The sequence below is a fragment of the Candidatus Binatia bacterium genome (genome assembly GCA_026415395.1).
Lineage (GTDB): Bacteria > Desulfobacterota > Binatia > HRBIN30 > HRBIN30 > HRBIN30.
In genome coordinates, this window is record JAOAHD010000016.1 from 164,625 (window position 1) to 177,243 (window position 12,619).

The following is a 12,619-nucleotide window of genomic DNA, read 5'->3' on the forward strand; positions in this document are numbered from 1 at the left end:
GACACAATGTTGACGTACCGCCGGCGCCGAACTCGCCCCGAATCCTTGGCTGAAGACGCCTGACGAGTTGCCTTTACGCCCAGCGCATATCGCATGGTGTCCTGCCTAATCGCGCCACCTTTCTCCGTGGCGCGCTGGCGGCTTATGTCCCCACCGGTTCCGCCAGCGCGGCAGCTATTGCTCGTGAACAACCACGGCCAGCAACACCCTCCTCGGCGAGACCGTCGCTAGCGATGCGAACTTTGGACCCAAGTGTCATGCCAGCCGAGGCGAGTGACGGCGGTGCCAACGATCATTCCGAGCACGTAGCCATAAGGCAGACTCGAACACAGCACGCCGACGAGCAGGGTAGTGAACAACGAGGGCAGGTCCCCCGCCACGTCACCAATGCGGCTCATCAGTGCCAAAGCCTCGAACAGCAACAGGATGCCCAGCACCGGCAGAGGGAAAGACCGCGCCAATTGCTCGAAACCCACCCCCCAGAGGAGTCCGGCAAACAGGAACACTGCCCCGTACAGGACGACGGAACCACCGGTGCGCCCTCCGAAGGCATAATGACCGGCAAGGCCACCGGAACCGTGACACACTGGAACGCCGCCGAGCCAAGGCGCCACAAGATTCATCAGCGCATAAGTGAACCCGATCTGCCGCGCTGTCAGCCGCCGCTCCGGGAACAAATCTTCGACAAGCTGCCGGGTTGCCACCACCGAATTCGCTATGCTCAACGGCAATTGCGGTAAAGCGAGCAGGAAGGCTCCGGCCACAATGTCAGCCACACTCACCGCTCGCGGCTCAGGCAGCACCAAGCCAAAACCTCGCAGCAACGTTACCCGCTCGGGGCCGAACATTGCAGCATACAGCGCGCCGAGCACAACCACCGGCAACGCGGCGGGGACGCGACGGTTGCCGATCAGCGCCAACACTAGGACGAAGGCCGCTGCGGCAAGTGCATAGCCCACGCGCCCATCCGCCTGCACGAATTTCGTCAACGCCACTGTGGCAAGCTGCAATCCCACACCGAGCTGCACACCGCGCACGACACTTTTGGGCAGCCACCGGACGAGCGCATCGAGGCTACCCGTAACCGCCAAGATCAACATCAGGCAACCCACAGCCAATCCGCCGCCGTACAGAACACCGGGCGTCACCCCCTGGGCAATGACAATGGCTGCCATTGCTTTGAGTGGCTGCACAGGCATCGGCAGGCGATACCAAAGCCCGGTGACAATTTGCAGACAGCCAAACACGATCAGCACGCTGCTCGCGTGTAGGCCGGCTGCCAGAATCATCCCCAAGAGCAGCGGGAGATCGGTCCCTAAATCACCGAAGGCTCCTGCTAGTTCGTGGCGGTTCAGAAGCACACGCGCCGACTCTCCGCGCCAGCCTTCATCTTCCACGAACCCCGCAGCGGGCGCCTTGCCCCGCGGGAGGTTCATCGCCGCTTCTCCGTCTTTCCACGCGTGCCTGACCCACCGCCAGCTCATGAGAAAGCTCTCGATGATTTCGCTATCGCGAAGCGGGGGCGGGGTCCAGAAGTGGCGGCGACTGGAGTCGAACCAGTGACCTAGGGATTATGAGACCCTCGCTCTAACCAGCTGAGCTACGCCGCCACCACCAAAAAAGAATTGCCGCGCAACGGCGGCGCATCCTAGCGAGCGCCCCATTGCGCGGCAACTCCGCTGCACAAAGCTCAGCAGCCGCCAAGGGCTTTGTTCACCGCGGCAACGATCTCGTCAATGGTGATCTCGCCGTCACCGTTCGTGTCACCCGCAGTGCATTGATCCACCGCCGCAGCCCCCAGCGCAATGTTCACCAACCGCACGATCTCGTCCACAGTGACCTCACCGTCGCCCCCACAGTCACCAGCACAGGATGGAGCGGCTCCACTTTCTTGGCCCACCAGGTTGATCGTCACACCCACGGAACCCAGCGGGTCCAGTTGTGCAATCGCAAATGCAGATACGAGGTGAGCACCACCTGGATTGTCAGCCGCGAGTTTGGCACACGAGAAGGGAGCACCCGTACCGGAGATGGGCCCAAAGTCCGTCCCATCGGGAAGATTGACCACGCGGGCCCTAGCCGTACCCGAAACCGCAGGGTTGGTAGCCGCGATGCTGACATCAGGATCATCATCCGGTGTGCAAAAGACGCCATCGGGACCGTAGGCTGGACCTGTTCCGGTGCAAGCCGTGGTCGATCCCGGAGCTAACCGGATATCGAGCCCGATAGTTGCAAGGAAACGGGCTGCCCCTGCCGGGCCTTGACCTGAGAATGTGATTTGTGGGGGCAGTGAGTTGCCAAGCTCGCCTCCCGCATCAACCACAAACTCAAAGTCTGTGTCATCGAGACCGCTACACCCAATAATCCCGGACAAGGTGTTTCCAGGTCCATGAAGAAAAGTGCATGGTTTCCTCCCCGTACACACGCTTGCGTCTTGCGTACAGTCCGGAGAGAGGGACCCGTCGGGCTCCAAATAAGTACCTCCACAGGTTTTTGCGGCCGCACCTTTCACGCAACCACAACCGCCGAAGCCAAGTAAGGAGATCTCGATCGCTGGAACGTTCACCGCAGTCTCCTTCACCACAACCGGAATGATCCCATCGCGCTCTTTGCCCAGCGTGAGCGTGAGGCTCCCTTGCATGGGGATGGCCACCGTCAACCCCGCGATTGCAGCCGCCTCCGCCACAATTCCGCTAGTGCCGGCCTGTAGCGACGAGCCCAAGCCGCTCCCGGATGTCACGCCGGGCACCAAATCGAAGCGCACATCGCGTTCAGTCGTGCAGTTTGCCGCACAGCCGTCGCCACCGAACGCCCGGCAGCTCCCGTTCGAGCACTGGCCGTCCGAATTACAAGCGGCTCCCGCATTGTCGCTCCCCACGCACATGCCACCGTCGTCACATTCTTCCGGCGGCTCTACGATTCCATTGCCGCAAGTTTGCGCCAGCACAGAACTGCTCCCCGAGAGCGTCCACAGCAAGGCGACGCCGATCAACCATCGTGCTCCTCGATCCATGCCTCCTCCTTCACCTGAGATGCTGCGCCAAGCGGCGCGAACGGAGCCCTCTCGCTACCGCTTTTTGGCTTCCACTGTCAAGCCATACCTTGTACGGTGGAGGATCCCCTTGGATGAGCGGATCTGAGCACGCTGCAGATTCCTCTTGCGTGCACGGAAACTGTCGCCCACGATCGTCACTCATGATCGAGCTGATCCAGTTGAACAAGACATTTGGGGCGGTCACGGCGGTGCAGAACCTGAGCCTGGTGGTCCACCCAGGAGAAGTGTTTGCCTGCCTCGGCCCGAACGGCGCCGGGAAAACCACGACTATCAAAATGATGATGGGCTTATTGCGTCCGACGGCAGGCAGCGTGCGGTTGGGCGGGTACGACCTCGCTGACGCACCGGAGGCGGCCAAGCGCCTGTGCGGTTTTGTTCCCGACCGGCCGTTTCTCTACGACAAGCTGACCGGAGCGGAGTTTCTCGACTTTGTCGCTGGGCTCTATGGCGTCGAAGAACACGAGGCAGCGGTCCGGAGGCAACAGTTACTCGAACAATTCGACTTAGCGCCCTGGGCGGACGAACTGACGGAGAGCTACTCCCATGGAATGAAGCAACGGCTCGCGCTTGCCGCAGCGCTGATTCACGACCCGCAAATTCTCGTCCTCGATGAGCCGATGGTGGGCCTCGACCCCCGTGGCGCCTTGCTGCTGAAACGATTGGTTCGCCACCTTGCCCGACGGGGCGCAACGGTGTTTTTCTCCACACATAGCCTCGATGTGGCGGAAGAGATTGCCGATCGGATTGGCATCATCGATCAAGGACGGCTGATCGCCCTTGGCACACTTTCCGAACTCCAGCGCTTGGCGGGCTCACCTTCGGGAGCGGACCTGGAAGCCATTTTCTTGCGGCTCACAACAGCCGAACGCGGAAGCGACGTACCATTACGGGCGCGCGCATGAGCAATCAGGACTCGCCTTCGGGTGTTCGCCTCCGCGACTTGCTCCGCCCCCGCTGGCTCGCAGCCAGGAACCGCGTCCGCCGTGCTCCTGTTACCACTCGTTGGCAGCGGGTGTTTTTGCTCTTGCTCGCGGGCGGACTCGGAACGGGCGTCTTCGTGTTTTTTTACCGGGTGCTCACCTACTTTCTCACCGTGCCCGAGTTTGGACCCATTCTCACCTACAAGCTGCTCGGCATGGTGTTGCTCACATTTCTCTCCGTGCTGCTGTTTTCCAACATCATCGTTGCACTCTCCACCTTCTTCTTATCGGCGGAAATGGAGCTCCTCGTCGCCGCCCCCGTGCCCATCCGCAAGCTTTTCCATGCTCGCTTTTTCGAAACGATTACCGAGTCGTCCTGGATGGTGGTGCTCTTCGCTCTACCCGCTTTTTTCGCGTACGGGCTGGCCCACGAAGCCCATCCTGTGTTCTATTTATTCGCCCCGCTCACCCTGGTGCCGTTCTCCATCGTGCCCGCAGCCCTGGGGGTCGTGATCACCGCGATCCTCGTTAACGTCTTCCCCGCTCGCCAGGCGCGGGACTTCCTGGTGCTCGCGGCCATTGTTGCCGGCGCGGTGCTGTACATGGCATTGCGGTTTCTCGAGCCAGAGCGGCTCGTACAGCCCGAGCAGTTTGCCGACTTTGCGCAGTTTCTCGTGGCCATGCGCACGCCCACAGCCACGTGGCTCCCCAGCACCTGGGCAGCGGAAATTGTCCACGGGCTTGCCTTGCAGGAATCGGCACACCTCGGCTGGTGGACCGCTGTTCTCGTTGGCAGTGCGGCGGCGAGCTGGTGGGGAGCGGGGCACCTCACGGCAGCGCTGTTCCTCTCCGGCTACAGCAAGTCGCAAGAGGGCCGCAAAGCGCGTCTCTCGGGGCAGCGCCTTGCGGCTCGGGGCCTCAGCGGGCTCACTGCCTGGCTTCCGCGAATTTTTCGGCTCTGGGTGCAAAAGGACACGAAGACATTTTTCCGCGACGCAAGTCAGTGGTCGCAACTGATCCTCTTGCTCGCGCTCGTTGTGGTCTACTTGTACAACTTTCGCGTGTTGCCCCTCGGCAGCATGCCGCTCGTAACATTCTACTTCCGCAACGTCATTTCTTTTCTCAATTTGCTGCTTGCGGGCTTTGTAGTGGCCTCTATCGCCCAGCGCTTCGTATTCCCGGCAATCAGCTTGGAGGGCCGTGCCTTGTGGATTGCGCAGACCGCCCCAATCGACTTGCGGCAACTGTGGTGGAGCAAGTTTTGGGTAGCTCTGATCCCACTTCTGATACTGGGCGAGACGCTCATCATCGTCACCAACCATTACCTACGCGTGCTGCCGTTCATGCGGTGGCTTGCTCCGGCCACCATGGCTGGCCTCATTGTCGCCATTGTCGCCATCAGCCTTGCTGCTGGCACCCGCTACCCTCGGTTCGAAGCCGACCAAGCCAACAAAATCGCCACCAGTGTGGGCGCCTTAATTTCCATGATTCTGTGCATGAGCGTTGTCGGGGCTGTTGTCGTCTTGCAGGCTTGGCCGACGTATGTGCTGTTCTTCAGCTACCTACAAGACACGCCACTCGATCGCACCCAGTGGGCGACTGTCATCGGCTCCTTGGCTGCATCCGGCGGAGTCATCGTGGCCGCAGTGAGCGAGGCCATTCGACGGGGGCTACGCGCAATCGACGAGTTCAGCACTCGACCGCAGGGAGACGGGGCGGGAGTGCCCGGTCTCTATCGTCCGGAACCAGCCCCGGCTGCACACAGTGACGGATCGAGCAAGGCTGTGGCGCGCTGGAGCTCATAGAGGTGCGCATACAGTCCACCCTGCCTGAGAAGTTCTGCATGGGTGCCCTGTTCACGAATTTCCCCGCGGTGCAAAACGATTATACGGTCCGCGCGTTCTACCGTCGCTAAGCGATGGGCAATAACAATCACCGTGCGCCCGCGGGTGACGGTTTCGACGGCATCCTCCACGAGCGCTTCGGTTTGGGGGTCGATGGCCGAAGTGGCTTCGTCGAGCACGAGAACACCAGGGTCCTGCGCCAGGGCACGAGCGTAGGCCAGCAGTTGCCGTTGGCCCAGCGACAGATTTGCGCCGCGCTCGCCCACGGGTTCGTCGTAACCACGGGGGAGCTGGCGGACAAACGTGTCCACATGCACCGTGCGGGCAACTCGCTCAATTTGCTCGCGCGAAAGATCAGCGCGGCCCAGGGCAATATTTTCCGCCACAGTGCCGGAGAACAGGAAGACGTCTTGGCTGACTACCCCCACATGCTTCCGCAGTGCATGCACATCCCAATGGCGCACATCGACCCCGTCAACCAACACTGCACCGCGCCCGACATCGTAGAACCGCTGGAGCAGCTTCACCACGGTGCTCTTGCCGGATCCAGTGGCGCCGACCAGCGCCACGCGCTCCCCAGGGCGAACAGCAAACGAGATTTGCCGCAGTACCCATTGGTCGTCGCGGTAAGCGAACCACACATTCTGGAATTCGACCTGCCCTTGTTTTCGAACCGGGACGATTGTCTGGCCAGTCTGCGGCTGTCGAGTCGGTGTGTCGAGGAGTTCGAAAATCCGCTCCGCAGCGGACATCGCCGACTGCATCACCGCATACTTGCTGGAAAAATCGCGAATCGGAGCAAAGAATCTTTGAACGTATTCGATGAACGCCACCAACGTTCCAAAAGCCAAGGCCCCTTGGATGACCTCGCCACCGCCATACCAAACGATGGCAGCAAAGGAGATGCTAGCCACGGCTTCGATGAGCGAGAAGAGCGCCGCCTCATAAATGTTTGCCCAGTGGTTGGCGTCGCGGTGGGCGCGGTTCCGTTCGTCAAAGTCCGCCCAAGCCTTATTCTCGCGTGCGAAAAGCTGAATCAGCGCCATCCCCGTGACTGCCTCCTGCAAGTAGGCGTTGAGGCGTGCGACGCGTTCCCGGATCAAACGGTAGCTGCGACGCGCGCGAACGCGGAAAAAATCGACAATTACGACCAACACAGGCACCACCGCGAGACTCACCAACGCCAGGCGCCAATCGATCCAAATTAAGATCGCCACGATGCCGAGGAGGGTGAGAAAATCCGTCACTAACGTCATCACGCCAGCGGAGAACATCTCGTTGATCACGTCGATGTCGGTCGTCAGTCGGGTCACCACCCGACCCACCGGGTTGCGCTCGAAATAGCCAATATCCAGCTCCTGCAAATGGGCGAAGAGTCGCAGGCGCAAATCTCCCAAGCTGCGCTGCGCCAACACCATCGTGAGATAGTACTCCAGATATAGGAAGAGCGACTCGGCCAGCAGCGCCCCTAAATAGACGAGGCCCATGGACATCAGCCCGGCACTTGCTCCAGCAAGCACGTAGCGGTCGATGCTGAGCTTGAGCAGATATGGCTGCAGCAACGAAAAGACCGTGGCGAGAGGCAACGTGATCATCGCGCCAGTGAACCACCAGCGGTACGGGCGGATAAACTGCCACAGGCGCAACAACAGGCGGACATCATATGTCCCATCCTCGCCCGCGCCACCGTCTTTGCCTGCGCGCCAACGCGACAGCCAAGAATCTGTTTTCATAGTGCGGCAATTGCCTCTTCGAGCTCTTGTTGGCGGAACAATGCCGCGTAGGTGCCGCCCCGCATGAGGAGCTGGTCGTGACGACCCACTTCCACTACGCGCCCGCGCTCCAACACAACGATGGTGTCCGCGTATCGCACCGTTGAGAGGCGGTGCGAGATCAAGATTGTCGTCCGCTCGCGCAACACAGGCAGCAACCCTTCCAGGATGCGCCGCTCGGTCTCAGCGTCGACACTCGAAAGAGGATCGTCCAACACCACAATCGGCGCCGGTGAAAGCAGCGCCCGCGCCAGGGTCACGCGCTGCTTCTGTCCACCGGAAAGCAGCACGCCGCGCTCACCGACCATTGTGTCCAGGCCGCGCGGCAACCGCTCGAGATCCTGCTCGAGCCCGGCCAAACGCACCGCCCGCCAAATCTCGTCGTCGCTCGCGTGCTCCGCCGCAAACGCAATGTTCTCCCGCAGGGTTGCAGAGAACAAAAACGGATCCTGCGGGACGACGCAAACGGTTCGGCGCAGCGTCGAAAGCGGCCACGACCGCAGGTCGTGCCCATCGATGTGCACGGTGCCTGAGATTGGGTCCCAGAGGCGCGGCACTAGGGCAGCGAGCGTCGTTTTGCCTGCACCCGTTCGCCCCACGATAGCAACGAGGGCCCGCGCCGGGATCCGCAGGTTTAGCTCGCGCAGCGCCGGGGTGCGCTCTCGCCCAGGGTAGGCAAACGTGACGTTACGAAATTCCACTTCCCCGCGGACCTCCCGAGGCGAGATGGGGCGTGGCGCTTCGGCAATCGTCGGCTCGAGGGACAGAATTTCTTCCAAACGGCGCATCGCCGCCCGCCCGCGCTGGAAAACTGAGAGAATCCAGCCCAGGGCCATCGTTGGCCAAGCCAGCAGGTTCAAGTAACCCAGAAAGGCAACCAGATCCCCCACCGTGAGCTGGTTGCGGATCACCAGGTACCCCCCATACCAGAGAACCACCAACGATCCCGCTCCGGAGGCTAGCCGCATCAGCGGGAAGAGGCGTCCGCGAATGCGCGCAAGTTCCACACTGACCGATTGAAAGCTGTCGTTGGCTTTGCGGAAGCGCTCGATCTCGATTTCCTCCGCGGCGTGCGCACGCACGATGTGGGCGCCGCTCACATTCTCTTGTACGAGTGCGGCAAGTCCGGCCAAACCCTCTTGAACGCGGAGAGTTCCCTCCATCAATCGGCGGCTCAAGAACTTCACCACCCCCAGCAATACCGGGTATGGTGAGAGTGCCAGTACCGTCAGCCACGCGTCGAGCTGGCACATGATGGCAAGACCGTACGCGTAGTACAGCGGCGTGTTGATCAGGTTCAGCACACCGGGACCGAGAACCATCCGTACGGCTGTAACGTCGTTCACCAGGCGCGACATGACATCCCCTGTCGGATTGCGACGATAGTAAGACACGGGCAAGCGCAGGAGATGAGCAAAGAGATCGTTGCGGAGGTCGTACTCGACATCACGCCCCACATTGAAGATCAGCGCCCGCGAAAACGTGCGGGCCACAGCTTGTGCGATCGCAATGACCACAACCAGCAACGCGAACTGCACAACTTGCGCTCCGTGACCCAATGCGGCAGAGTCCACCGCACGCTTGAGCAGGTACGGAATCGCCATCGCCATTGTTGCAGTGAGCAATAGGGCAAGGGCGCCCGCCGCATAGCGGCCACGATAGCGACGCAAGTATCCCCACAATCGGCTCATGGCCCCTGCATCTTCTCACACGCCAACTGCCGTGCAACGGCAGTGCGCACCAGGCCCACAAAAGCCGAGGGCTTTCAGACCGAGTCTGAAAGCCCTCGCCCCAGCTGCTTCGAGGATCTGCGCCCTATTGGAGCGAGCCGCGCCACACTTCGATGGAACCAAAGTAGCCACGCTCGGGCGGTTTCGGGGCTTCGGCTGCCGTGGCTGCCCCACTTTTACCCTGATCCTTTTCGCCGCCGCCAAACAAGCGGCCCAACCAACCACGCTCCTTAGGCTTCTTTGCTGGCTTCGGGGCCAGGTCGCCAGACCGGAATGTGGGTGGAAGGACGTCGCCAAAGGCTACACCAATGTCGAGAACGCCGTCACGATCGATGTCCGCTAGGCCGACCCCCCAGGTGCGCTCGCGGCCATCATGGGGAAGCCCGGCCGATTCGGGAAGCATGGTAAAATTCCCTTTCCCGTCGCCTAAGAAAGCGAACACTCCGTACACACCACCGATTTCACGGGTATTCGTCTTCCCAGCCACGACCAAATCTGCCTTCCCGTCGTTGTTGAGGTCACCGACAGCGACACCCAAAGCGTTCATCAACGGCAAGCCATGTCCGTTCTGCACCGGAGCGCAAACGCCGGGTACGCACTGAGCTGGGTTCCCTTCCGCGTTGCATTGCTGCCCCACGTTCTTTGGGAGATCACACTTCGGCTCTTCCGGTTCGCGTCCGGGGCGTGGGGGCGAAGGGTCGATGCAATCATCGTCGGTAAAACAGGAAGAACCACGGGTACCTTTCACACAAACGCCCTTACACACGTGCGTCGCACATGAACCGCCCGGACAGTCGGCAGACGAGGAGCAATAAAGGCCATCGTTGGCTCCTCCCACACATTGCCGAGAGTCAGTTGCCACATAGCCACCGGCTTCCGTTTGCAGGAATACCACCGGACCACGCGATTGATCTGTGGCGACAACGTCCGGACGACCGTCGCCATTGATGTCCCCTACGGCGACACCCCAGTACAGCCCATGGACTTCCGGAGCCGGCATGCCTGCCGAAGCTTCTTGCCAATTACCGCGACCATCTCCCAGCCACACCCGGGGGCCGGCAGAGTAAGCAGCGACGACGTCAAGGTTACCGTCACCGTTCATGTCACTCATCAAGACCGAGTTGCCCCACTCGCTGTGCGCCAGCCCTGTGGAGCTTTCTCGCCAGACTCCTTTGCAATTGCCGGTAAATGCCCGCACCCCTTCTTCGGAAGCCGCAACGGTTACGAGGTCGAGGCACCCGTCCTTGTTGAAGTCGCCCAACGCCACGTCCTCACAGCCAATCGTTGGCAAGCCTGCGGAGGCCGAGGTCCACCGACCGGTGCCGTCGCCCAGGAATACGAACACTCCCTTGCAATGGTCGGCAATGGCGACATCCATCTTGCCGTCACGGTTCACATCGCCGAAGTCCATCCCGCCCCCGCAGAACGACTCGCGCGGCAAACCCGCAGACGCATCCTGCCAATTACCCTTCCCATCGCCAGCCCAAATCCAAGGGCCGTCGGCTAAGCGTGATACCGCGCCTAAGTCGGCAAAGCCGTCGTTATTTATGTCGCCAAATGCAATTTGGCTCTTCCAGATCTTTGAGGTCGGCAGGCCAGTGCGAGCCGGCGTGTAGCGCGGCACCTTGCCGGAGACACGCACCGCCTCCTGCGTAGCCGGGGGCTTTTTTGCAGGGCACCCGCTCAACACGGTCGCGGCCGGCCACACTAATGTCACAATCAACAACCATTCCGCTTTCCTCATCTACCTACTCCTCGTTCCCCCGGGGTCGCCGCCCCCTCCTTAGCGGCTCATGGTTACGTGGCTGGGGCTAAATCATTTGCAGTTAAAGTGGCTGCGCTTCTACCAAACAGCCTGAGGGGGGTCAAGCGTGTGGCAAAACGCGTTTTTGCTAGCTCTTCGGCTGCTCAGGTTCGGCTTTTCAGCTTGACAAGGTTTGGGGGTTGCAGTATTTGGGCGGGGCTTTCATAGTGTGGCTCGTTGGTGCCGGAACGGGGTTCCTTCTAATGGCGTGCAGAACACTTGGCGTTTGTCGCTAATCCGGCACTGCAGCCAGCTCTCTTCCGGCGAAGAAAGGAGAAAGCGGATGCGAGTGAAGAAGCGGTTTTGGGGCTTGGGGACGTTGGGAGCCTCCGCTCTCGGCGTGCTTCTTTGGTCCAACGTTGGAATGAGCCAAGAAGTTCGCAGCGTGACGAGCGAAATCAGCGGTTCCGTGGTCGTGTATCCTAAGGTTGTGTGGGACGGCACGCGGGACACAATTATCCAACTTAGTAACACCGGCAACAGCTTGGCGTTCGTCCATTGCTTTTACGTCAATGGCGCTCCGGCCAATCCCAATCAGCCTGTCGGGCCGAGCAATCCCCCGCTCTGGACGGTGACGGATTTCGAACTTGTCCTCACGCGCCAGCAACCGACGATGTGGGTAGCCAGTGCTGGGCGGCGAGTGGATCATACGAGTCCGTTTGGAGTTTACGGGGCCGGGTTCGACCCAGGGTTGATCCCCCCGGTTCCGCAGGGTTTCACTGGGGAGCTTAAGTGCGTGCAAGTGGATGAAACGGGCCAACCCTGGCCTGGAAACCGCCTCAAGGGCGAAGCGACGATTCAACGAGACGACGGGGATGTGAGCACGTACAACGCCATCGCACTGCCGGCCAACACGGCCAATCTTCCGGGCCCTGATCTCGAACTCACTCTGACGGACGCCAATTGGGGTGGCGAATATGCCGCCTGCCCGGACACCACGATCTTGAACCACTTCGCTCATGGCGCGGCGCAGCTTTCTCTATCTTCGGCGACCTCTCTCGGCGGTTTGGGCCTGTGTGCCGGAAACAATTGCCCCGTGAATACCATGCTCACGGTGGTTCCTTGCACGCAGGACTTTGAAGCGGGCCGGCAAACAACCGTGACGTTACAGTTCCTGACGTGGGATGAGTTCGAAGCGCGACTGAGTGGGAGTTTCTCGGTGACTTGCTGGCTTACCGCCCCCTTAGGGCAACTCTCGGCGGCATTCACTCCGGGAGCTCTCGGCGGCTCCACGACCCGGCACACGCGTTTCCGGCCAGTTCCGGGTCAGGGCGGTGTGTTGATGGTAGCAGAGGAGATGCGGGTAACATCGACGGGAGCGACGGCCATGGCAGCGTACAATCCCTACGTGCAAGGAAACCGTTATGACGGCGCAACCCAAGGCGAGAATGACGACCCGCTGCCCGCACCGAATGCGACTGACGTTATCTCGGTTCCGGTCGAGTAGCACGTCATGCAGGGCCATCTGCTGGTGGTGAGGAAAGGAGACGACGT

At 61.0% G+C, this 12,619-nt stretch carries 8 protein-coding genes and 1 tRNA gene; 3 read left to right on the plus strand and 6 right to left on the minus strand.

Translation table 11 applies throughout. The features are described 5' to 3' along the window. Positions 1–227: 227 nt before the first annotated feature. The 3 genes from N3C12_12380 to N3C12_12390 form a co-directional block, all read right to left on the minus strand. Positions 228–1,484, minus strand: a complete 1,257-nt coding sequence (locus N3C12_12380) for a putative sulfate/molybdate transporter (GenBank protein MCX8073230.1) — start codon at positions 1,482–1,484, stop codon at positions 228–230. A gap of 52 nt (positions 1,485–1,536) precedes the next feature. Beyond that, positions 1,537–1,610: transfer RNA gene (locus N3C12_12385), tRNA-Met, on the minus strand. Positions 1,611–1,690: 80 nt separating this feature from the next. Beyond that, positions 1,691–3,013 (minus strand): hypothetical protein, encoded by a 1,323-nt coding sequence (locus N3C12_12390; protein ID MCX8073231.1) that lies wholly within the window; start codon positions 3,011–3,013, stop codon positions 1,691–1,693. A 182-nt stretch (positions 3,014–3,195) separates the two neighbouring features. Here N3C12_12390 and N3C12_12395 point away from each other — a divergent pair, with 182 nt between their 5' ends. Together N3C12_12395 and N3C12_12400 are read left to right on the plus strand one after the other, a co-directional pair. Then, the gene (locus tag N3C12_12395) at positions 3,196–3,957 is read left to right on the plus strand and encodes an ABC transporter ATP-binding protein (protein ID MCX8073232.1); all 762 of its coding nucleotides are present in this window, start codon (positions 3,196–3,198) and stop codon (positions 3,955–3,957) included. Beyond that, the gene (locus N3C12_12400) at positions 3,954–5,780 is read left to right on the plus strand and encodes a hypothetical protein (GenBank protein ID MCX8073233.1); all 1,827 of its coding nucleotides are present in this window, start codon (positions 3,954–3,956) and stop codon (positions 5,778–5,780) included. Before N3C12_12395 ends, N3C12_12400 begins: the two co-directional genes overlap by 4 nt. Here N3C12_12400 and N3C12_12405 read toward each other — a convergent pair. From N3C12_12405 to N3C12_12415, 3 genes are all read right to left on the minus strand, one after another. Next, complete coding sequence (locus N3C12_12405; GenBank protein MCX8073234.1) at positions 5,708–7,552, minus strand: ABC transporter ATP-binding protein/permease; 1,845 nt, start codon at positions 7,550–7,552, stop codon at positions 5,708–5,710. The genes N3C12_12400 and N3C12_12405 overlap by 73 nt on opposite strands. After that, the gene (locus tag N3C12_12410; protein MCX8073235.1) at positions 7,549–9,282 is read right to left on the minus strand and encodes an ABC transporter ATP-binding protein/permease; all 1,734 of its coding nucleotides are present in this window, start codon (positions 9,280–9,282) and stop codon (positions 7,549–7,551) included. The genes N3C12_12405 and N3C12_12410 overlap by 4 nt, the downstream gene beginning before the upstream one ends. 124 nt (positions 9,283–9,406) lie before the next feature. Beyond that, positions 9,407–11,065: an FG-GAP-like repeat-containing protein gene (locus N3C12_12415; GenBank protein ID MCX8073236.1), complete on the minus strand. Its 1,659-nt coding sequence runs from the start codon at positions 11,063–11,065 to the stop codon at positions 9,407–9,409. Between the two features lie 343 nt (positions 11,066–11,408). Here N3C12_12415 and N3C12_12420 point away from each other — a divergent pair, with 343 nt between their 5' ends. Beyond that, on the plus strand, positions 11,409–12,572 hold the full coding sequence (locus N3C12_12420; protein MCX8073237.1) for a hypothetical protein: 1,164 nt from the start codon (positions 11,409–11,411) through the stop codon (positions 12,570–12,572). Positions 12,573–12,619: the final 47 nt, after the last annotated feature.